General features: G+C 65.7%; 22 protein-coding genes and 1 pseudogene. 11 read left to right on the forward strand and 12 right to left on the reverse strand.

Annotated elements, in window-relative coordinates; translation table 11 throughout:
• Positions 1 to 216: 216 nt before the first annotated feature.
• Positions 217 to 870, forward strand: coding sequence for a TetR/AcrR family transcriptional regulator (locus CNE_RS22290; protein WP_013952536.1), 654 nt, complete (start codon positions 217 to 219; stop codon positions 868 to 870).
• 19 nt (positions 871 to 889) lie between these two features.
• On the opposite strand, the gene CNE_RS22295 is transcribed toward CNE_RS22290, so the two are convergent.
• Together CNE_RS22295 and CNE_RS22300 are read right to left on the reverse strand one after the other, a co-directional pair.
• Positions 890 to 2,047 (reverse strand): thiolase family protein, encoded by a 1,158-nt coding sequence (locus CNE_RS22295; RefSeq protein ID WP_013952537.1) that lies wholly within the window; start codon positions 2,045 to 2,047, stop codon positions 890 to 892.
• A gap of 18 nt (positions 2,048 to 2,065) precedes the next feature.
• Complete coding sequence (locus CNE_RS22300; protein ID WP_013952538.1) at positions 2,066 to 2,515, reverse strand: Zn-ribbon domain-containing OB-fold protein; 450 nt, start codon at positions 2,513 to 2,515, stop codon at positions 2,066 to 2,068.
• Positions 2,516 to 2,709: 194 nt separating this feature from the next.
• Between CNE_RS22300 and CNE_RS22305 the strand changes: the two genes are divergently transcribed.
• The 5 genes from CNE_RS22305 to CNE_RS22325 are packed head-to-tail and all read left to right on the forward strand — an operon-like array spanning position 2,710 to position 7,865.
• The gene (locus tag CNE_RS22305) at positions 2,710 to 4,251 is read left to right on the forward strand and encodes a class I adenylate-forming enzyme family protein (protein ID WP_013952539.1); all 1,542 of its coding nucleotides are present in this window, start codon (positions 2,710 to 2,712) and stop codon (positions 4,249 to 4,251) included.
• Complete coding sequence (locus CNE_RS22310; protein WP_013952540.1) at positions 4,248 to 5,039, forward strand: SDR family NAD(P)-dependent oxidoreductase; 792 nt, start codon at positions 4,248 to 4,250, stop codon at positions 5,037 to 5,039. Before CNE_RS22305 ends, CNE_RS22310 begins: the two co-directional genes overlap by 4 nt.
• Positions 5,040 to 5,046: 7 nt before the next feature.
• The gene (locus CNE_RS22315) at positions 5,047 to 5,820 is read left to right on the forward strand and encodes a crotonase/enoyl-CoA hydratase family protein (RefSeq protein WP_013952541.1); all 774 of its coding nucleotides are present in this window, start codon (positions 5,047 to 5,049) and stop codon (positions 5,818 to 5,820) included.
• On the forward strand, positions 5,817 to 6,821 hold the full coding sequence (locus CNE_RS22320) for an NAD(P)H-dependent flavin oxidoreductase (RefSeq protein ID WP_148271650.1): 1,005 nt from the start codon (positions 5,817 to 5,819) through the stop codon (positions 6,819 to 6,821). Before CNE_RS22315 ends, CNE_RS22320 begins: the two co-directional genes overlap by 4 nt.
• 51 nt (positions 6,822 to 6,872) lie before the next feature.
• Positions 6,873 to 7,865 (forward strand): Bug family tripartite tricarboxylate transporter substrate binding protein, encoded by a 993-nt coding sequence (locus tag CNE_RS22325; protein ID WP_013952543.1) that lies wholly within the window; start codon positions 6,873 to 6,875, stop codon positions 7,863 to 7,865.
• Between the two features lie 156 nt (positions 7,866 to 8,021).
• On the opposite strand, the gene CNE_RS22330 is transcribed toward CNE_RS22325, so the two are convergent.
• Positions 8,022 to 8,435 carry a MerR family transcriptional regulator gene (locus tag CNE_RS22330; protein WP_013952544.1) on the reverse strand — a complete coding sequence of 138 codons (414 nt, stop codon included), beginning with the start codon at positions 8,433 to 8,435 and terminating at the stop codon, positions 8,022 to 8,024.
• 151 nt (positions 8,436 to 8,586) lie between these two features.
• On the opposite strand from CNE_RS22330, the gene CNE_RS42185 reads away from it, so the two are divergent.
• Positions 8,587 to 8,802 carry a GDCCVxC domain-containing (seleno)protein gene (locus CNE_RS42185; protein ID WP_080569613.1) on the forward strand — a complete coding sequence of 72 codons (216 nt, stop codon included), beginning with the start codon at positions 8,587 to 8,589 and terminating at the stop codon, positions 8,800 to 8,802.
• A 152-nt stretch (positions 8,803 to 8,954) separates the two neighbouring features.
• Complete coding sequence (locus tag CNE_RS22335; RefSeq protein ID WP_041228584.1) at positions 8,955 to 9,179, forward strand: DUF2188 domain-containing protein; 225 nt, start codon at positions 8,955 to 8,957, stop codon at positions 9,177 to 9,179.
• Between the two features lie 146 nt (positions 9,180 to 9,325).
• Here CNE_RS22335 and CNE_RS39365 read toward each other — a convergent pair whose 3' ends face one another.
• Positions 9,326 to 9,595 carry a hypothetical protein gene (locus tag CNE_RS39365; RefSeq protein WP_404997173.1) on the reverse strand — a complete coding sequence of 90 codons (270 nt, stop codon included), beginning with the start codon at positions 9,593 to 9,595 and terminating at the stop codon, positions 9,326 to 9,328.
• Between the two features lie 359 nt (positions 9,596 to 9,954).
• On the opposite strand from CNE_RS39365, the pseudogene CNE_RS22345 reads away from it, so the two are divergent.
• A pseudogene (locus CNE_RS22345) lies at positions 9,955 to 10,283 on the forward strand (SDR family oxidoreductase); the annotation flags it as partial.
• Between the two features lie 23 nt (positions 10,284 to 10,306).
• Here the strand turns inward: CNE_RS22345 and CNE_RS22350 are convergent.
• Genes CNE_RS22350 through CNE_RS22360 form a run of 3 tightly spaced genes read right to left on the reverse strand, consistent with a single transcriptional unit; the run spans position 10,307 to position 12,153 of the window.
• Complete coding sequence (locus CNE_RS22350; protein WP_013952549.1) at positions 10,307 to 11,239, reverse strand: NADP-dependent oxidoreductase; 933 nt, start codon at positions 11,237 to 11,239, stop codon at positions 10,307 to 10,309.
• The gene (locus CNE_RS22355; protein WP_013952550.1) at positions 11,239 to 11,667 is read right to left on the reverse strand and encodes a nuclear transport factor 2 family protein; all 429 of its coding nucleotides are present in this window, start codon (positions 11,665 to 11,667) and stop codon (positions 11,239 to 11,241) included. The genes CNE_RS22350 and CNE_RS22355 overlap by 1 nt, the downstream gene beginning before the upstream one ends.
• A gap of 57 nt (positions 11,668 to 11,724) precedes the next feature.
• A complete protein-coding gene (locus tag CNE_RS22360; protein ID WP_013952551.1) occupies positions 11,725 to 12,153 on the reverse strand; it encodes a DoxX family protein in 429 nt (142 codons plus the stop codon).
• Positions 12,154 to 12,276: 123 nt separating this feature from the next.
• On the opposite strand from CNE_RS22360, the gene CNE_RS22365 reads away from it, so the two are divergent.
• A complete protein-coding gene (locus tag CNE_RS22365) occupies positions 12,277 to 13,179 on the forward strand; it encodes a LysR family transcriptional regulator (protein WP_013952552.1) in 903 nt (300 codons plus the stop codon).
• Positions 13,180 to 13,188: 9 nt separating this feature from the next.
• Here the strand turns inward: CNE_RS22365 and CNE_RS22370 are convergent, their stop codons facing one another.
• The 4 genes from CNE_RS22370 to CNE_RS22385 all read right to left on the reverse strand — a co-directional run bounded on the left by CNE_RS22370 (position 13,189) and on the right by CNE_RS22385 (position 18,213).
• Positions 13,189 to 14,316: a CaiB/BaiF CoA transferase family protein gene (locus tag CNE_RS22370; protein WP_013952553.1), complete on the reverse strand. Its 1,128-nt coding sequence runs from the start codon at positions 14,314 to 14,316 to the stop codon at positions 13,189 to 13,191.
• A gap of 79 nt (positions 14,317 to 14,395) precedes the next feature.
• Positions 14,396 to 15,388 (reverse strand): tripartite tricarboxylate transporter substrate binding protein, encoded by a 993-nt coding sequence (locus tag CNE_RS22375; protein ID WP_013952554.1) that lies wholly within the window; start codon positions 15,386 to 15,388, stop codon positions 14,396 to 14,398.
• 63 nt (positions 15,389 to 15,451) lie between these two features.
• On the reverse strand, positions 15,452 to 16,636 hold the full coding sequence (locus tag CNE_RS22380) for an acyl-CoA dehydrogenase family protein (protein ID WP_013952555.1): 1,185 nt from the start codon (positions 16,634 to 16,636) through the stop codon (positions 15,452 to 15,454).
• A gap of 23 nt (positions 16,637 to 16,659) precedes the next feature.
• Positions 16,660 to 18,213, reverse strand: a complete 1,554-nt coding sequence (locus CNE_RS22385) for an AMP-binding protein (protein WP_013952556.1) — start codon at positions 18,211 to 18,213, stop codon at positions 16,660 to 16,662.
• Between the two features lie 133 nt (positions 18,214 to 18,346).
• On the opposite strand from CNE_RS22385, the gene CNE_RS22390 reads away from it, so the two are divergent.
• On the forward strand, positions 18,347 to 19,240 hold the full coding sequence (locus tag CNE_RS22390; protein WP_013952557.1) for a LysR family transcriptional regulator: 894 nt from the start codon (positions 18,347 to 18,349) through the stop codon (positions 19,238 to 19,240).
• A 26-nt stretch (positions 19,241 to 19,266) separates the two neighbouring features.
• Here the strand turns inward: CNE_RS22390 and CNE_RS22395 are convergent, their stop codons facing one another.
• Positions 19,267 to 20,271, reverse strand: a complete 1,005-nt coding sequence (locus CNE_RS22395; RefSeq protein ID WP_013952558.1) for a tripartite tricarboxylate transporter substrate binding protein — start codon at positions 20,269 to 20,271, stop codon at positions 19,267 to 19,269.
• Positions 20,272 to 20,325 lie beyond the last annotated feature (54 nt).

Consider the following 20,325-nt stretch of genomic DNA (forward strand, 5'->3'; position numbering starts at 1 on the left):
GTGACGACCACGCCGTAAAAAAAACAGCATGCGCCGGACTCGAAGGCACCGGCTTTGGCAAGGCACACGGCAAGGGCAGGCATGGCGGCATGTTAGATGCCCGTACGCCGCGCTTCAATAGCGTAGAGATCGCTACAGGTGGGGGAGGAACCAGGGGCACGCCTGAAGTATCATCCTGGCTGACAAGCAAGTTTCAAACGATCGCCTATCAGTCACATGAACAGCCCCTCCGGAATCGAAGCGCCTCCCGCCAGGCAACGCCGCAAGCAAAGCGACCGCAGGGAAGAAGCGGAACGCCGCATTCTCCAGAGCGCCATGGAACTGGTGAGCGAGAAAGGCGTGACGGGGACGACCCTGGGCGAGGTCGGCGAACGGGCGGGTTACAGCCGGGGCCTGCCGGCCCACCACTATGGCAACAAGGAAGGCCTGTTGACGGCGCTGGTGGGACGGATCGGAAGGAATTTCCGTGCGGCGCGAAACGCCGCAGGTCCGTGGCGGCCGGGCCTCGATGCCATTCTCGGCGTGGTCGGGCTCTACATCGACCGGGCCGCGAGCCACGACTGCGCCACCCGCGCGCTGTACATCATGTTCACCGAAGCCTTTGTCTCGGGCGGGGCGCTCGCTGTCGCGCTGGATCAGTTCAACTGCGCGTCGCTGGCGTACTTCGAGGGGCATCTGCGCATCGGCATCCGCAAGCAGGAGATCCGGGCCGATGTCGACCCCGTGGCGGAGTCCATCGTCATACTTGGCGCGCTGCGCGGCATCTCGGCGCAGTTCCTGCTGGGATCGCCGCATGCCAATCCCGCCCAGGTGCGGGATGCCCTGGTGGGCACGATGGCGCGCGCGCTGCGTCCTGACCCGACGGCATGACGCAGCGCTGCAGCGTGCTTCAGGGGCGCGCCAGCACGTGCGCGTAGCAGACGGCGCCCAGGCCGACCATGTGGGCCAGCCCGTAACGGGCAGAAGCTTGCTGCCGGTCGCCGGCCTCGTGCCGCAGTTGCCGCACGATCTCGCCTACTTGCCCGATCCCGGTGGGCCCGATCGGGTGGCCCATGGCGATCAGCCCGCCGGACGGGCTCACGGCGCAACGGCCGCCAATGTCGAACGCACCTTCCTTGAGTAGCGGCATGGCATGGCCTTCATCGCACACGCCAATCGCTTCCAGGTACTCCAGTTCCTCTACCGTAAAAGCGTCGTGCAGTTCGACCACATCGAGCTGCCGTGGCGAAACGCCGGCATCGGCCAGGGCCCGGTGCACCGTTTCCTGCGTCAGCAGCGTGTCATAGCGCGCAGGATCGTCGTACACGCGCTGGCTTCCCGCGGCCGAGGCCAGCGCCCGGATGGCCCGGCCCGGATCCACGCCGTAGCGTCTGAGTGCCGCTTCCGAAGCCACGATGACGGCGGCCGAACCTTCTCCGACCGGCGTGCACTGCAGCGCGGTAAAGCTGCCGGCAATGGGCTTGCCCGCCAGGATCTCATCCAGCGTGCGTGCTTTCTGCCGCTGTGCGAACGGATTGCTGGCGCCGTTGCGGTGATTCTTCACCGCCACCAGGGCAATGTCCTCGACCGCCACGCGGTTGCGGTGCGCGTAGGCATCGGCCAGCAGCGCAAAATGCGTGAATGGCACGATGGCGTCGTCGGCCAGGCTGGCAATGCCAGTCTGGTGTTCCGCGCGTTCGGGGCGCCCCTGCGTGCGCGGCTTGTCGACGCCAAGCGCGAGGGACATGTCAGTGAGACCCGTCGCCACTTCCAGGCAGGCCTGGCGAAATGCCGCCGAACCGGAGGCAGAGGCGTTCTCGATATGGACGATGGGGATGCCGGTGGCGCCGAGGTGCCGCAGCATGGGCCGGCCGGCGGCCATCGGCAGCAAGGCCGTGGCGACATAGGCGGACTGGACGCCTTCCCACGGTACGCCGGCATCGGCCAGCGCGGCGCGGGCGGCGGTGAGCCCGAGTTGAACGTAAGGTGTTTCGCTCAGCGGCTGGTAGCGATGAAAGCCGATGCCGATGACATAGACCGGGCGAAGGGTGGTGAGTGCAACGCTCATGGGATCCGTTCCTCCGGTTCAGGCGACGCGAACAAAGCGAAGATCCAGCGCGCGCGCTTGCGTGCTGCCTTCCTGCTGCCCGTCCAACACCTCGGCGAGCACTGCGACGACGGCATCGCCCGGCACCAGCCTCGTTCCCCCAGTCCCCTGGCCAGCTTCGCTCCCGAGCGCAAGCGTGCGCACCAGGGGGCCGTCTTCCAGCCTCACCGCGGTGACCGTGAAAGGCGCCTGCCGCGCTGGTGAGGCGTGGAGATGCACCACCGCGCTGGATTCCACCCGACCGCGTCCGCTCAGGGCCACGGGCGTCAGCGCGTCGCCGGTGGCGCCGCAGCGCTCGCAGCCATAGCTTTGCCACGGGTAAAAGACATGGCCGCAGCGGCATGTTCCGCCGAGCAGGGCGGGGTGTTCCGGCAGCGCCGGCGTGCCCTGCGCGCGGTAGAGCGCAGGTTTCAGTAAGGGCAGGGTCATGGCGAATGCGCCACTCGGGGTGGCGCGAGTAGTTGGATAACCCTGCCCAGTTTAGTGAGCGCCCTTCGCGGCGGAATCCGGGAATACACTTACTTGCTGATGAACAAGCAAATACATATTCTTGTCCGACAACAAGCAAGTTGTGGTTCGGGCAGCAGCAACAACCCCGCCCGACATCGCCGAGGTAAGGAGACATGGACCAAGCAATGCTGATTGGAATCGAACGATGGGCGGCGGAAAAACCCGACGATGTCGCCCTGGTCGAAGGAGAGCGCAGCCTGACCTGGGCGGCGTTTAACGAGGTAGCCAACCGCGTCGCGCATGGATTGCGGGAACGCGGGGTCGGTGCCGGCGACATCGTCGTGCTGCGCACCCAGGTGCGGCTCGAATGGGCCATCGTTGCCGGTGCGCTAGCCAAGCTGGGCAGCACGATGCTCGGGCTGAACTGGCGGCTGACACCGGAAGAAAGCCGCCACGTGCTGGCTGACAGCAGGGCAACGGTGTTCCTTTGCGACGATGTCGATCCGTCCGCGTTGAAGCCCTTGCTGGATGCGTTGCCCATCAAGCTTGCCATCTCGATCGACGCGCCCGCCGACGGATTCCTGCCATACAGCGTCTTGCTCGAAAGTAGCGATGTACCACTCCATGCGCAGGCCGAGCCCCCGCTGATCATCTACACCTCAGGCACCACCGGGCTGCCCAAGGGGGTGACGATGCATCGCGGCACCGATCCCCAGACGATGCGCGAGTACCGCGAGTCCGTGGAGGCCTACCGCGGCGGCGCCGGCGAGAGCGTCAGCCTGATCAACATGCCGGCCCACCACGGTTCCGGCCCGTCCCAGTTCTGGGCGTGCGTGCGTCGTGGCGGCAAGACCGTACTGCAGCGGCGCTTCCTGCCGGAAGAGACGCTGCAACTGATTGCCCGCCACAAGGTCACTACCTGGACCGGCGTGCCCACCATGTACAAGCGCCTGGCGGCGCTGCCTGCCGAAGTGCTGGCCCGCTACGATGTCTCGTCGATCCGTGGCCTCAGCATCGGGGCCGCTCCCGTGCCCTACGGGCTGAAGGAATGGATTCTCGGCTACTTCGGCGCCGATACCCTGCAGGAAGGCTACGGCGCCAGCGAGGTCGGCATGATTTCCCGGCTGCCGCCAGAGATGCAGCGCATCAAGCCGGGTTCCAGCGGCAAGCCGCACCGGCATGTCATCGTGCAGGTCCGGGACGCGCAAGGACATTGCCTGCCGGCAGGCCAGCGCGGCGAACTGTGGATCCGCACGCCGGTGACCATCCGCAACTACCTGAATGCGCCGCCGCTCGGCCCCGACACGGTTGACGCCGAGGGCTTCTTCCGCGTCGGCGATGTCGGCTATCTCGATGAGGACGGGTACATCTTCATCACCGACCGCGCCAAGGACATGATCATTTCCGGCGGCGTGAACATCTATCCGGCCGAGATCGAGGCGGCGCTGCTGAGGCATCCCTCCATCCTGGACGCCGCGGTGATCGGGATCCCCGACGACGAGTTCGGCGAGCAGGTGCTTGCCTTCTGCGAACTCAAGCCCGGCCATCGCGTCGGCGAGCATGAGGTGCTGGCCCACTGCGCGGAGCATCTCGCTTCGTACAAGCGGCCGCGCCGTATCGAATTCATGCAGGAATTGCCGCGCAACACCATGGGCAAGCTCCTGAAGCGCGAACTGCGGGATCCCTATTGGAAAGGACAGGAGCGGCACGTATGAACGACCTACTCAGTCTCGAAGGCAAGGTGGCGCTGGTGACAGGCGCCGGACAGGGCGTGGGCGAGCAGATCGCCCGGCACTTCGCCGGGCACGGCGCTGCCGCGGTGATCGTCAACGATTACTTTGCCGAACGCGCGCAAGCCGTCGCGCAATCGATCCGGGACGCCGGCGGCAACGCGTTTGCGGTGCAGGCGGATGTGTCCGATGCCGACAGTGTCAGGCGCATGGTTGCGCAGGCACGCGAACTTGCCGGCCCCATCGACGTGCTGGTCAACAATGCCGGCAACCATGGCGCGACGCCGTCGCCAGACGTGCGCAAGCCGTTCTGGGAGCATGGGCGAGAGGCCTGGAACAGCGCGATCGAGGTCAATTTCTACGGGGTGATCCACTGCGCCAGCGCCTGCATCCCCGACATGATCGAGCGCAAGCGCGGCCGCATCATCACCATCATCTCCGATGCCGGACGCGTGGGCGAACCGGGCCTTGAGATCTATTCCGGCGCCAAGGCAGGGGCTGCCGGCTTCATGCGCGCGATTGCCCGCACGCTCGGGCGCTATCAGGTCACGGCCAACACCGTGGCGATCGCGGCCACGGCGACTCCTGCGATCGAAAAGCGCCTGGCCGACGATCCTGACAGGCTGAAGAAGATGATGGAGAAGTACGTCATCCGCCGGCCGGGGCGCCCCGAGGACGTGGCGAACATGGTGCTCTTCCTGGCTTCGGATGCCAGTGCCTGGATCACCGGTCAGACCTATCCGGTCAACGGCGGCTTCTCCTTTGCCCAGTGAGGTGCGCATGAACGACGATACTCCCAAGGTGCTGACAGAGCGGCGCGGTCCGCTGCTCATCGTCACCATCAACCGCCCGCAGGTCAAGAATGCGTGCGATGCCGAAACCGCGGTGCAGATGAATGCCGCGATGGACCTGCTCGATGACGAAGAGAGCCTGTTCATCGGCATCCTCACTGGCAGCGATGGCAATTTTTCCACCGGCGCGGACCTGAAGGCCGTGGCACGCGGCGAGCGCGCCACCACCGACGACCGCGGCGGCTTCGGGCTGTTCCGCCGCCCGCCGCGCAAGCCGCTGATCGCGGCGGTGGAAGGCTATGCGGTGGGCGGCGGGCTGGAGCTTTGCCTGTCCTGCGACCTGATCGTGGCCGCGCGCAATGCCCTCATGGGCCTGCCGGAAGTGCGCCACAGCGTGGTGGCGGTAGGCGGCGGCCTGTTCCGGCTGCCGCGCCGCATTCCCTACCATATCGCGATGGAGTTGGCGCTGTCCGGCCAGATCCGCGACGCCGCCTTCTTCCATCAGCACGGACTCGCCAACCGTCTGGTGGAGCCGGGCACCGCGCTGCAGGAAGCCATCACGCTCGCCGAGGGCTTGCTGGTCAACGCGCCGCTCGCCATGGCCGCGAGCAAGGAAATCATGCGCCTCAGCGCCAACTGGACCGACGAGGAGGCCTGGCAGAAGCAGGCCCCGATCGCCGCGCGCGCCCTGGATTCCGAAGACCGGCGGGAAGGCCTGGCCGCTTTCGCGGAAAAGCGCAAGCCGCAATGGCGGGGCCGATGAGGTCCGCCATTGCAACCGGCGGGCTGGAGCTGCCGTGGCCGCGCTTGCGCCTGCCGCTGATCGCCGCGCCCATGCTGCGCATCAGCGGACCGGCGCTGGTGACCGCTGCCTGCCGCAACGGCGTGGTCGGTGCCTTCCCGACCGCCAACGCGCGCACGGTGGAGGAACTCGATCAGTGGCTGACGACCATCCGCGCCGACCTCGATGAGCGAGAAGCGGGCAAAGCCGAGCCGGCGCCGTTCTGCCCCAACCTGATCATCCGCCAGCCGCGGCTGCAGGACGATCTGGCCTGCCTGGTGCGCCATCGGGTGGAAATGGTCATCACCAGCGTGGGGTCTCCAGCCGCGGTGGTCGGGCCGTTGCACGACGTCGGGTGCATGGTGCTGGCAGACGTAGCCTCGGTCGCGCACGCCGAGAAGGCGCTGCAGGCCGGCGCCGACGGACTGGTGCTGCTCAGTGCCGGCGCGGGCGGCCAGACCGGATGGGCCAACGGGATGGCCTTCGCGCGTGCGGTCCGGGCTTTCTACGACGGGCCGCTGGTGCTGGCCGGTGGCATCTCGGACGGCCACGCGTTGTGGGCTGCCCGGGTGCTGGGCTGCGACCTTGGCTATATGGGCACCAAGTTCATCGCCACCGCGGAAAGCATGGCAGATGCACGCCACAAGGAGATGGTGGTGGCAAGTCGCCTCGACGACGTGCTGCGCACGCGCGCGTTCACAGGGCTCGATACCAACATGCTGCGACCTTCCATCGAGGCCGCGGGCCTCGACGCTGACGGGCTGGACGAGTCGGTCACGTTTGAAGAAGCCAAGGCCCGCTTCGGCGGGGGAAAGGCGCACGACAAGCCCAAACGCTGGAGCGATATCTGGAGCGCCGGACATACCGTTTCAGGGGTATCCGACGTTGGCAGCGTGGCTGCCTTGATCGCCACCACATGCAGGGAATACGAAGCCGCACGCTTGCGCACGCAAGCCCTGTTATCGGATCAGCCGCCGGCATAGCCCCGGTCAACCGCATAGCGAGCGCCGCCAGAGCGCCAACCAGGAGACAAAATGTTCAAGTCAAGCCATGCCGGCCGCCTCGTTGCGGGTCTGATCACGTTCGCCTGCACCGTGGTGCCTGCCATCGCAGCCGAATCCACATCGGGCTACCCGGCCAGGCCCATCAAGCTGATCGTGCCTTATCCGCCGGGCGGCGGCCCCGATGCGATCGCGCGCCCGCTCGCCCAGAAGCTGGGCGCCGCGCTTGGACAGTCCATCGTGGTCGAGAACCGGCCGGGGGCCTCGGGCATCATCGGCACGGACGCGGTGGCCAAGGCCGCGCCAGACGGCTACACGCTGCTCTACTCCATCTCCGGCCCGATCGTGCTCAATCCGCTGACCTACAAGAGCCTGCCGTACGATGCCAAGAAAGACGTGGTGGTGGTCTCTCAGGTGGTCAAGCGATCCCTGATCCTGCTGGTCAACGCGAAGGTGCCCGCGAAGACGCTGCAGGAGTTCGTGGCCTATGCAAAGCAGAACCCCGGGTCGCTCGCGTTTGCGTCCTTCGGTACCGGTTCCTCGGCGCATATCGCAGGCGAGTATCTGAACAAGAAGGCCGGTATCGACCTGGTCCACGTTCCCTACAAGGGCAGCTTCATGAACGATCTCGCCAGCGGGCAGGTGGTGGCCGGCTTCGGTGAACCCGGCTCCGCCAAGCCCCTGATCGATGCCGGCAAGATCCGCGGCCTGGCCATTGCCGGAAAGGACCGTTCCAGCCTGCTGCCTAAAGTCCCTACCTTCACCGAGCAGGGCATGCCGGCGCTGGAGTCGATGGTGGGTTGGCATGCAGTCTATGCCCCGGCGGGCACGCCCCCGGATATCCTGCAGCGCCTGAACGCGGAAATCGTCAAGATCGTGAAGACCCCGCAGATGGCTGCGCTGTTGCGGGAGCAGGGAGGGGAGCCTGCCGGCACGGGGCTGGCGGAAGCGGGCCGCGTGCTGGAAGAAGAGCGCACGCGCTGGCAGCAGGCGGTACAGGGGATTGGGGGTGTTACGGTGAACTGAAGACAGCCTGTGGGCGCCCGGCCTGACGAGGCTTCGTCCGGCTCGCCGCCCACAGGTGCGCCAGCCTCAACGCGGCTTGTCCGCGCCGGACCACTTGTCACGCTGTTTGCCGTTGGCCGGCCCACCTTTCCGTTGCATGTCGTATCAGGTCCGATCCTAAGCCTCTCTACCGATGTTGGCGGACAAAGAGTCAATCAAGGGACAAGAAGCCTCATTGCCATTGGCGTGGCATTGCCCAATGAGATTCTTCAGTTCCGCTCGCAATCGTCGCAAATCCTTCAATCTTTCCTCCACAAGACTGAGCTTTTGCTCGGCCAGTGCGCGGGCTGTGCTGCACGTCCCGCCATCGTTCTGTCGCAGCAGTACCCGGACTTCATCCAGGGTGAACCCGAGCGACTGGGCCTGGCGAATGAAATGAAGCCGCTGCAAGCTCTGTTGCGAATACTGTCGAATGGCGCCATAGGCACGCTCCGGCACCGGCAGCAGGCCGCACCGATGGTAGTAACGTACCGTCTCCACGCCAACACCAGCCGCCTTGGCCAGCTTCCCGATTGTTAGTGTGTGGTCCATCGCTTGACTCCGTACCTTGGTACGGACCTAGGCTACGCCTAAACCGCACATACGGGAAGGACGGATTGCGTTGCGATGGGCAACGCCGGAGATCGGGTCGCCAGGCACGGTGACCGTCTACTGCCCATCGGCCGTGAGGCAAAGAGAAATGATGAGCGCCGTCAAGCTGCAGTCAATCATCACCTGCCCCAAGTGCGCGCATGCAAAAGAAGAAACCATGCCCATTGATGCCTGCCAGTGGTGCTATGAGTGCGAGCGCTGCCACGCGGTGCTAAGGCCCAAGGCCGGTGATTGCTGCGTCTTCTGCTCGTATGGCACCGAAAGGTGCCCGCCCATGCAGCAGCAGTCTTGCTCGTGTGTTCGTTGACGCAGGTACAGCGATGCATGACGTACCCTCGATGCGGTTCCTCCCGGATGATCCCGGCTCTTACCCAGCCACGCATGTCCGCGGGAGCATGTTCTTGCTCGACAGTACGCGACGCCCGCTGTATGTCGCGGGAAACTTAGAGAGGGGTCATTATGCAATCGCGGATCATTCGCGTTCTACCCGCAGAAGATGGTTGGGCATTGGAATTCGGCGGCCTCAATATAAAAACCCAGAGATTTCCGACCATGGAAGCGGCAATCGCTGCGGGGTGGGAGGTGGCCATGCGAGAGAACGCCGAATTGCACATACATCGTCACGACGGGGATGTGCACTTGCGCAACGCGTGCGGCGACAAGCAACAGGAGCCGCAGCGGTGAGACCGTACTAGCTGTGAAGCGTGAAAGGGCTGTCAGCTGATCGAACTGGCTGCCTATCTGACGATCTAGCTGACGTACGCCCACCCACAGCCTTGAGCGCCAGCAGCATCCGGTTGCCCTCCTCGGATGTAATGGCATGCTGCACCTCATCTACGATCAGGACAACGTTGGTCTTCGCCTTGTCGACCACTTCCGCCAGCGCCTGTGCCAGCGTGGCACAGGTCCACATAGATCAGGATCGCCCCGTCTGCTTCAAGAGCCGGGACGAGGTCATTGATCAAGAATGTCGTCTTGCCGGTGCGCCGCAGTCCGGACAGGAATAGGCCGGAGCGCAACCCTTCGTCCAAGACCCCAGGGCGCAGCAATTGCCGGGTCATCCGGTCGGCCAGAGCGGGGCGGCGATAGATGTTTGGCATAGTGCACTTATTTGGAATTATTGAATTTCAATAATTATTGCGATCCCATAATTCCCAATAAACCATGATCCCTGACCACGCCTATGGCCGCACTGGTAACGCAAAGGACATTGGGTGGGGTGCTCGCTGTAAGTTCTTCGGGCTGTAGCAGGGCGCCCACGCCCCGCGTGCGTCTGCATCTATTCGACCGGAACTGGCCGGAGCGAATAGGCCGCATCACTCGTCGATAACGCGACCAGTATTTCCTGCCGACGTCATGCAGGCGATAAGAGACGTCGCATTCGGAAGAGGCGAGCGAAGCTTGCGGCAACTCAGGCGAGTGGGAAATCACTGAGTGAACATCGAAGCGATGCGAACGCCAGGCCCTCCCGACGATCGCCGCCTATGCCGCCTCGAAGGGAGCATTGGCCAAGCTGACGCGTGCGCTGTCCCTGGAAGCCATCGAGCATGGGATTCGCGTCAATGCAGTGGGCTCTGGCGATGTGGTGGCGAACATCACCAACCATATCCACGCCGACGGGCCTGCGTTCCTGGCCGAGCATGGAATGAATGCGTAGATTCGCCGCGCCGCGCCGCGCCGCCCGTGGAGATCGCGCAAGTGATCGCGTTCCTGACATCGGACAAGGCCAGCTACATCATCGGCGCCGTGGTGATGGTCGATGGGGGCATGAGTGTCGCGCTGCCATGAGCGCGACCCCCCCCGGCTATCGGTTATCGCTGATCCGCCATCTGGATGATGATCTTGCCTTTTGCATGCCTGGTCACGCTTCTGCTCATCGCGTGCGATGCTTCGTCAAGCGGAAAGACCGAATCGACCTGCGTGCGCAGCTTGCCCGACGCATACAGGGCAGCGATCTCTGCGAGCTGCTGGCCGTCAGGACGGGTGGAGAAGCGTTTGCCCTCCGCGCCTGACGCACGGCAGCGCAGTATGTCTGGCTGACTGACGCTGGAGACGAGGACGCCGCCGGGCTTGAGGACCAACCACGATTGCTCCTGCGTGTAGCCACCGACCAGGTCGAGAACCATATCCGCCTGCGCGACCCGGCGGGCAAAATCCTCCGCGCCATAGTCGATCACGGCGGTTGCGCCCAGGCTACGCACGTAGTCGAGGTTGGCAGCGGAGGCGGTGCCGATCACCTCGGCGCCGGCCAGGGCGGCCAGCTGAACCGCTACGCTGCCGACACCGCCGGCCGCGGCATGGATGAGGATCTTCTGTCCTGTACGAAGGCCGCCATGTTCGAACAGCGCCTGCCATGCGGTCAGTGCGACGGTCGGGATTGCCCCGGCTTCAATCAGCGGCACATTCCCTGGCTTGCGCGCAAGCCGCTCCGCGCTGACGGCGGCGCGGGTCGCGTAGCCCCCGGCAATCCCGATGAACCCCATCACTTCGTCACCGGGTGCGAAGGTCGTGACATTGCGTCCCACCGCGATCACCGTGCCGGCAGCATCGGCGCCGGGCGTGAACGGTAGCGGTACCGGGATCACGCTGCGCATTGCTCCGGAAACGATCTTCCAGTCGATGGGATTCACCGACGTCGACATGATGTCGACAAGCACCTCATTGTCGCCCGGGCGAGGATCCGCGACTTCGCGGAGTGCCAGATTCTGCGGGCCGCCGAATGCGTCGACTTGTATGGCTTTCATCAGATGCTCCTTGCATAGTCCACCGCGATGGGCGCGTCTAGCGCCACTGCGGCCTGAACCGGGTTGAAGTACTCGCGAAGGTGCGCGATCTTGCCGTTCCTGACGGTCAGGAAGACGACATATTCCTGTTCATAGGGCCGGCCGGTCGATCGGATCAGGCCTTTGGCACGCACCACGCCGACGGACATTCCTGGATCGGCCAGTGCCGAGACCTGCGCATCGTAGAAGCGGAAGCCGGATACCTCGCTGATGAACCACTGGGCATGCCTGATGACGGCTTCCCTGCCAGCCAGTTGACGCGGGTGGCCCAGGCTCGGCGCGTAGGGAAGATTCCACACGATGTCGTCGGCAATCAGTTCCTTCCACCGCTCGTGATTGTCCACAAGCGATTCGAAATGCTGGGTCAGTAGTGCTGCTGCGTTGTTCATGATGTTCCCCTGTGGAGCCTGCCAGCCCTTCGGCAGCGAAGGCCGTATCGACCGAGATCAGTTGGCGTGGGCCAGCCGTGTGGACGTCGTGTGGCGTTCGTCCAGGCTGAACGCGCCAGCGCCGTTGGCCACCAGTTGCAGGAGCCCGCCGGCCATGGCCAGGTTCTTCAGGAAGTGGAACATCTGGTTCTGGTCGCCGAGCGCGTGGTGGAAGATCAGCGCGGTTGCCACGGAGTAGACGGCAAGCATTGCCGCGACGGCGCGCGTGCGATAGCCGGCAATCAGGAGTGCGCCGCCTGCCAGTTCGAGCACCAGCGCGCCGGCGAAGCCCAGCGTCGGCGCAGGCAGGCCGAGCGATGTGATGTAGGCCAGGGTGGCACCCGGCGCTATCAGCTTGCCAACCCCACTGACAAGGAAGATGGCGGCGACAAGGATGCGGCCGATCAGTGGAAGGGATGAATGCGACAGGTTTTGCTTGGAGTTCATGATGGGTCCTCGATGGAGAGAGTGGAGAAGCGGCCTTGCAGATGGCATGAGGGGAGAGTAGGCGCTTGACATCCATCTTGGTAGCCTATATTTGTAGATGTTATCCATCTATGGAGTAGATACATGCTCGATGGCGTCTCGTTGGACCAGTTGCGCACCTTTATTGCCGCCGCCGACGAAGGAAGCTTCTCCGCGGCGGGCCGCAAGCTGCGGCGCGCGCAGTCGGTGGTGAGCCATACGCTGGCCAACCTGGAGGCGCAGATCGACGTGCGCCTGTTCGACCGGGGTGGCCGCTATCCGCGCCTCACGGAGCAGGGCACCGCCCTGTTGGCGCAAGCGCGCCTGGTGGTGAGCGGCATGGATGGGTTCAAGTCCAAGGCACGCGCCATGGCGGAGGGGCTGGAGCCCGAGTTGTCAGTGGTCGTGGACGTGATGTATCCGATGGCTTCGCTGACCGGGGCCGTGGGGGAGTTTCGCGAAGCCTTTCCCCATACGCCGCTGCGCCTGTACGTCGAGGCGCTGGGGGCAGTCCTGCGGCCGGTGCTCGAGAACGTTTGCCGGCTTGGCATCAGCGGCTCCATGCCGGTGGTTCCGCAGGCGCTGGAAGCCGAAAAGCTGCTCGATGTGCCAATGGTCACGGTCGTGGCGCCGCAGCATCCGCTGGCGGCAAGGAAGAGGCTGATCCGGGCAGCCGAACTGGAGGATCACGTCCAGTTGGTGCTCACGGACCGGACCACGCTAAGCGAGGGAAGGGCCTACGGCGTGTTCTCCCCTTTGACCTGGCGCCTGGCCGACCTTGGCGCGAAGCATGCATTCCTGCGCGCCGGCTTTGGCTGGGGACATATGCCCGTGGCAATGGTGCAGCCGGATCTCGACCAGGGCACGCTGGTGCCACTGAGACTGGAGAGCTTTCAGCCCCGGACCCCACCGATTGCCATGTTTGCCGTGTATCGCAAGGACGCGCCGCCGGGCCCCGCCGCCCGGTGGTTCCTCAAGCGGCTGAAAGGGACGTCGGCGCGCGACTGAACGGTCATGCTAGGTATTTGTGGGGTTAGAGGATTGGGGATCCGCATTGTGCTCCCCCACCTGAGCCACAAAATCCTCCCCCTCCGGCAACCCCAGCGAGAACCTCACCGGAAAATTCACAGCAATCCCGCCTTCCCCGGGCACCGGCCGAACCACGTCCCGCGCCTGTACATGCGGATCCTCAAACAGCGCCGTCGCCCCCAGCACCGGCGAGAACGGAATATCCAGCGGCCCGAAGAACGCCTCCCACTCGGCCAGGTTGCGCGTGCGGAACACCGCTGCCATCAGGTCATTGACCTCAACCTTGTGCCCGTACCGCACACCACGCGTGTCAAAGCGCGGATCGCGCAGGGCAGGGAACTCATCGCCCAGCGCCTCGCACAGGTTGACCCAGAATTTGTTCTCCAGGATGCCCATCGCCAGATGCCGGCCATCACGTGTTTCGAAGAGATCGTTCTCCGGCATCACGGTAGGGGATGCTTGGGGCGATGCCTCATGCCCGCGCGCGGCCCAGGCGCCATGGGCGGTCCACGACAGGATCGCGTCATGGATCGAGACGTCCAGATGTTGACCCTGTCCATTCTGGCGCGCACTCATGATCGCCACCGCAAGCGACAGCGCCGCGTAACCGGATGCGGCGTAATCCGACACCCGCACGCGCGGGCGCGAGACCGTATCGTGCACCTGCACCGGCGTCGCCCAATATCCAGCCAGCGCCAGGTAGTTCAGGTCATGCCCGGCGTGGCTGGCATACGGGCCAGTCTGGCCAAAGCCAGAGACCGAACACAGCACGATAGCCGGATTGACCGCCGCCAGCGCTTCATAGCCCAGCCCAAGCCGCGCCATCACGCCGGGGCGGAAGCCTTCCACTACGGCATCGGCATTGCGCACCAGGTCAAGGAAGGCCTCACGGCCTGCATCGGTCTTCAAGTCCAGCGCAATCGAGCGCTTGCCGCGGTTGAACTGCGCAAACACCGTTGGACCAAGCTGCCGCGCGGTGTCGCCAGTGCCGGGCTGCTCCACCTTGATCACATCCGCGCCTAGTTGTCGCAGCAGGCTGCATGCATGCGGACCGGGCAGCAACTGGCTGACGTCGATGATGGTGACGTCCTTGAGGCAGGACCATTCTGGCTTCATACAGGGCCTTGGGGGGAGAAGGGAAGAAGGGGTGCCGCACGCGCGGAAGGTAGCGTGCGGCGCGGAGCGGGCAGGACGCTCAGCCCAGGTCGCCAACCATGCCGATCGACTTCATCAGGTCGCCGTAACGCGCGTTGTCGCTGGCGACCAAGGTGGCGAACTGTGCTGGCGAGGCGCTGCGGCGCAGCTCGCCGGCATTGGCCTTGAGCTGGGCATCGAACACGCCGGCGCTTTGCAGGGCACCGATCGCGGCGTGCAGCTTCTGCGCCAGTTCGGCCGGGAAGTTGGCCGGTGCGAACAGGCCGCTCCAGTTGTCGATGACAAAGCCCGGGGGCAGGGCTTCGGCCATGGTCGGCACGTCCGGGAAAAACGGCGAGCGTGCGGCCGCAGTGACGGCAAGCACCCTGACCTGGTTATTGCGTACGTACTGTGTCGCGGTGCCGAGCACGGGCATGCCGAACTGGGTTTGTCCGGTCAGCATGGCGGTGATGATCTCCGGCGCACCCTTGTAAGGGATGTGCACGGCGTCGCAGCCGGTCTGGTGCAGCATGGTTTCCACCGCAAGATGGGCGATGCTGCCCTTGCCGCCGGAGCCGTAGTTGAACTTGCCCGGCGCCTTCTTCATGGCGGCGATCAGTTCGGCAGCGGTCTTGTAGGGCGACGAAACGGGCACCACCAGCGCGGACGGTCCGCCCGACAGGGCCGTGATCGGCGTGAAATCCTGCGCCGGGTCATACGGCATCTTGCGGTACATGTGCACGTTGATCACGTGCGTATTGGCCAGGATGCCCAGCGTATAGCCATCGGGCGCGGCACGGCGCAGCGCACTGGCGCCGATGATGCCGCCGGCGCCGGGCATGTTCTCGACCACCAGCGGCTGGCCGAGCTTCTTGCCCATCTCCGCCGACAGCGTGCGGGCGACGTTGTCGGGCGTACTGCCGGCGATAAACGGAACGATCAGCCGGATCGGGCGGTTGGGGTAGCTGGATGATGCATTGGCGGCGCGGGCCGGCAGCAGCAGGCTGCCCAGCGCGGCGGCGCCGGCGGTGGCAAGCCAGTTTCGGCGGTTCATGCTTGGTCTCCGTGGTCTTGTCGTATGGTCTTCTCGCCGGCGGCGACCGTGCCGCCGGCACGCTCAGGCCTTCTGCTGCTGCAGCGGTTCCAGGATAGCGCGCGCAATGGTGTTGCGCTGGATCTCGCTGGTGCCGGTGAAGATGCGGAACATGCGCAGTTTGCGGAAGGTCTGCTCCACCGGGTGGCCGCGCGTGACGCCGACATTGCCGTGGATCTGCACGGCCTTGTCCGCCACCTCGAAGCAGCGCTCCGAGACAAAGAGCTTGCACGCCGCGGCCTTCATGCGCAGGTCGGCGCCGGCATCGGCCAGCGCGGCGGTATGCGTGATCATGCTTTCGCAGGCCCACAGCGCGGCGGCCATGTCGGCCAGCATGTGCTGGATCGCCTGGAAGCGCGCGATCGGCCCGCCGAACTGGCGGCGCTGGCCGGCGTATGCCACCGACGACTCATATGCCTTGGTGGCCAGACCCAGCATGCTGGGGCAGTGCAGCAGGCGGTTCACGTTGATGCGCGACATGCCCAGCTTGAAGCCGTTGCCTTCGCCGCCAAAGATATTGGCGCGCGGCACGCGCACGTTCTCGAAGCGGATGTCGCCGTCGATATGCTGGCCCGACATCGGCACGTACTCGTTGCTCACCGTCACGCCCGGCAGGTCCAGGTCGACCAGCACCGCGGTGATGGCCGGCGGCGTGGTGGTGGCGTCGGTCACGCACATGACGATGGCAAAGTCGGCGAATGGCGCACCGCTGATGTAGTGCTTGCCGCCGTTGATGACCAGCTCGTCACCATCGGCCACGGCCGAGGTCCTGATGCTTTGCGCGTCGGAGCCGGAATGCGTTTCCGTCAGTGCGAAGCAGGTCGACTTCTCGCCGCGGATCACGGGCTCGAAGTAGCGCTTGAGCTGGTCGGGCGTGGCGTACTTGAGCATGTTGCCCACGCGCGGCGGGCCGCCCAGGTCGCCCAGCACGTGCGCCGCCAGGGTGGAGCCGCTGGCGGCCAGGTCGGCCTTGAGCGCGCATTGCTCCTGGATGTTCAGGCCCTTGCCGCCGAGCGATGTCGGCAGGCAGGCGGCGTAGAAGCCCAGCTCGCTGGAGCGGCGCCAGACCTTGCGCAGGGTCTCGCGCGGCCATGGGTCTTCAGAACCCAGGCCGAGTTCCTGTTCCAGCGGGCGCAGCTCTTCGTCGATAAAGCGGCGGATGCCGGCGCGGGTTTCCAGCAGTACGGGATTGGTCAGGTGATCGAACATGGCGGGCTCCTTCAGCTCAGTTCTCAATTCACGCGGCGCCCGACGCCTTGCCAGTAGCGTTCGCGCACGATCTTGCGGGCCAGCTTGCCGCTGGCGTTCTTGGGCAGCTCGGCGACAAAGTCCACCGAGCGCGGCGACTTGTAGTCGGCTATGCGCTCGCGGCAGTGCGCGATCAGCTGCTGGGCGGTGGCCTCGCGCCCGGGGCGCAGCGTGACCACGGCCTTGACGCTTTCACCCCAGGTGTCGTCCGGCACGCTGATGACGCACGCTTCCAGCACGTCGGGGTGCTGGTACAGCGTGGCTTCCACCTCGGTCGGATAGACGTTGAAGCCGCCGGAGATGATCATGTCTTTCTTGCGGTCGACCAGGTACAGGTAACCGGCCTCGTCCACGCGCGCCATGTCGCCGGTGTGCAGCCAGCCGTCGATGACGGTCTCGCGCGTCAGCGCGGGCTCGTTGAAGTAGCCGTGGAACACGTCTTCGCCGCGGATCACCAGTTCGCCGATCTCGCCCACGGCAACCTCCTTGCCTTGCTCGTCGACCACGCGCACTTCGGTCTCGCCGAGGGCGCGGCCGCAGGAGGCCAGGCGCTCAGGGTGGTTGGCGATGGCGTCAGCATGGTCGGTGGTGGACAGGCGCGTCACGCCGGAGGTCGATTCGCTGGCGCCATAGCCCTGCGACAGGAACGGGCCGATGCGCTCCCAGGCCTCGCGGATGCGTGCCGGCGCCATCGGGGCGGCGCCGTAGGCCAGGGTCTTCAGGCTGGACAGGTCGGCTTGCGCCAGCGTGGGCTCGGCCAGCAGCATGTTGATCATGGCCGGGACCATGAACACGTGGGTGATGCGCAGCCGCGCCACCTCGGCCAGGAAGTGCGCAGGCTCGAATTTCTCGAACAGCACCAGCGTGGCGCCCTGGTACAGGTAGGGCTGCATCAGCATGCCGGAGGCGTGCGTGACCGGCCCGATCAGCGCCAGCCGGTCGCCGGGGCGGGCCGGGCGGTCCATGCCGGACACCATCTTGCGCAGCGCCGCCATGCGGTTGCCGTAGCTCTGCATGGCAGCCTTGATCTTGCCGGTGGAGCCGGACGAGAAATGCAGCACGGCCAGGTCGTCGGGGGCAGGGGTGATGTCCGGCGACGTGGTGCCGGCGTTGGCCAGCAGCGCTTCATATTCGACATAGCCCGCCGGCGCATCGCCGATGGCGATAAAGGTCTCGATGCTGCCAAAGCCCGCCGTGGTGCGCGCATAGCCGGTGTAGCCGGGGCCGGCGATCAGCACGCGCGGGGTGCAGTTCTCTACCACGTCGCTGGCCTCGGCCGCGGTGAAGCGCGGGTTGAGCGCCGCCTTGACCAGTCCGGCCTTGTACAGCGCGCATTCCAGTTCGACCAGCTCGGGCCGGTTGCGCGACTGCACCGCCACGCGGTCGCCGGGCTGCAGGCCCAGTGCCAGCAGCGCATTGGCCAGGCGCGTGGAACGTTCGTCCAGCTGGCGATAGGTCACCTCCCGGTCCTGGTAGAGGATGGCGGGCTGGTCGCCCCAGTAGCGCGCGGCGCGGCGCAGGAAATACGCGAAACCCATGCTGTCTCCGTTGATGCTTGATGATCCTGGCGAGCGCTTTTACGTGTGCTCGTGCGCCGTAGTCTGTAAGATGGCAGGCATCACCACAATGACGCGTTGGCTATAAAGTCATAACCATCAGGAATGTGATGCAATGGAGACGCGAGACATCGACTACATCCTCGCCGTGGCGGCGCACGGCGGCATCGGCCGTGCCGCCGACGCGCTGGGGATCAGCCAGCCGGCGCTGACCAAGGCGGTGCAGCGGGTGGAGACGCAGGCGGGGCTGCCGCTGTTCGAGCGCACCGCCAACGGCATGACCGCCACCTACGCAGGCACGCGCTTCCTGGAGCGGGCGCGGCGCATCCAACTGGAATACGAGGACGGCATCAAGGAGATGCTGGGCATCCGCACCGGCGAGCAGGGCATCCTGCGCGTGGGCTATTCGCCGTCGATCCCGGGCAGCATGATCCTTGGCGCTTGCCGGCAACTGGTGCGCGAGCGTCCCGTGGCACGGCTGCGGCTGCGCCGCAGGCTGGCGCGCGACCTGCTGGACCTGCTGGCGGCGGGGGAACTGGATGTGGCGGTGGCGCCGGCGCCTTCGGCAGCCTCATCGACCGGCCTGGCGGTGCAGCCACTCTTTGACGACCGGCTGGTGGTGGTAGCTGACGAAGGCCATGTCTTGCTGCAGCGGCGCAAGCTGCGGCTGGCGGACCTGGCGGACCAGGAATGGCTGCTGCCCGAAGGGCATATCACACTGCGCCAACAGGTCGACGCGGCGTTCCGCCAGCGCGGCCTGCCGGAGCCGCAGCCGCGCATCGAGATCGACTTTGGCAGCAGTTCGCTGTTTGCGCTGATGCAGGGTACGCAGATGCTGAGCATCGCCAATGAAGGCGGCGATGCCATGCAGCACGGCCTGCGCGTACTGCCGCTGGGCGTGGAGGAGCTGGACCTGCGCCGTAACATCGGCGTGATCTCGCGCGAGGGCGCCTACCTGTCGCCGCTGGCGCAGCGCCTGACGGTGCTGCTGCGCGAGCACAGCCGCTGAGCCGTCAGGCCCCGGGGGGGAAGCGACTACTGCAGCGGGATCTTCGCCACCGCCGCCAGCCGCTTCCAGCGCTGGATCTCGTCCTTCTGGTACTGCAGCATCTCGGCCGGCGACGACAGGATCAGCTTGGTCGACTGGCGCGTGTAGTACTCGCGCACGTCGGGCGCGTTGCCGGCCTGCGCAAACAGGTCCAGCAACCGCTTCACCACCGCCGGCGGGGTCTTTGCCGAGACCGCCGCGGCCACCCAGTTGTAGGCCAGGAAGTCCGGCAGGCCGGCTTCGACGATGGAGGGCACGTCCGGCAGCAGCGGCGAGCGCTGCGGCGCGGTGTAGGCCAGCGCGCGGACCTTACCGCCACGGACCAGTTCGATGGCGCCGGTGGCATCCACCACGGCGAAGTCGACATTGGCCGCCATCACGCCGTTGATGGCATCGCCCGCGCCCTTGTACGGCACGGCAGTGGTCTTGATGCGGGCCAGTTCGTTGAGCCACTCGGAGTAGAGCGTGTAGGAGATCGAGCCCGTGCCGTAGTTGAGCGCGCCGGGGCGCTTGCGGGCATCTTCCAGCAGCTCCGTCAGCGTGCGGTAGGGCGAGCTTGCCGGCACGATGATCACGCATGGCCCGCGCGACAGCAGCGTGATCGGCACGAAATCCGTCAACGGGTCATACGGCAGCTTGCGGAAGGTGGCGGCATTGGTCGACAGCGTGGAATTGCTGCCGATAAAGACGGTGTAGCCGTCGGCCGGCGCGTTCAGCGCGGTCTGCACGCCGATAAAGCCGTTGCCGCCGGGCTTGTTCTCCACCACCACGCCCTGGCCGGTCAGCTCGCCGATCTTCTTGGCGAACATGCGCGCGGTGGTGTCGGTGCCGCTGCCGGAAGGGAAGGGCACGATAAAGCGGATCGGGCGGGCAGGAAAGGCGTCGGCGGACTCTGCGGCGGGCGCCGCCAGCGGCGTAGCGGTGCCGATGGCCGCCAGCGCGGCGGCAGCCAGTCCGAGGAAGCGGCGGCGGGAACGGAAAGCCTGTTGCATGGTGTCTCCTGAGCGTGGAAAGCCCGGCGTGTTCCCGCCGGTGCAAGGGGATAA

This window comes from Cupriavidus necator N-1 (assembly GCF_000219215.1).
Taxonomy (GTDB): Bacteria; Pseudomonadota; Gammaproteobacteria; order Burkholderiales; family Burkholderiaceae; genus Cupriavidus; species Cupriavidus necator.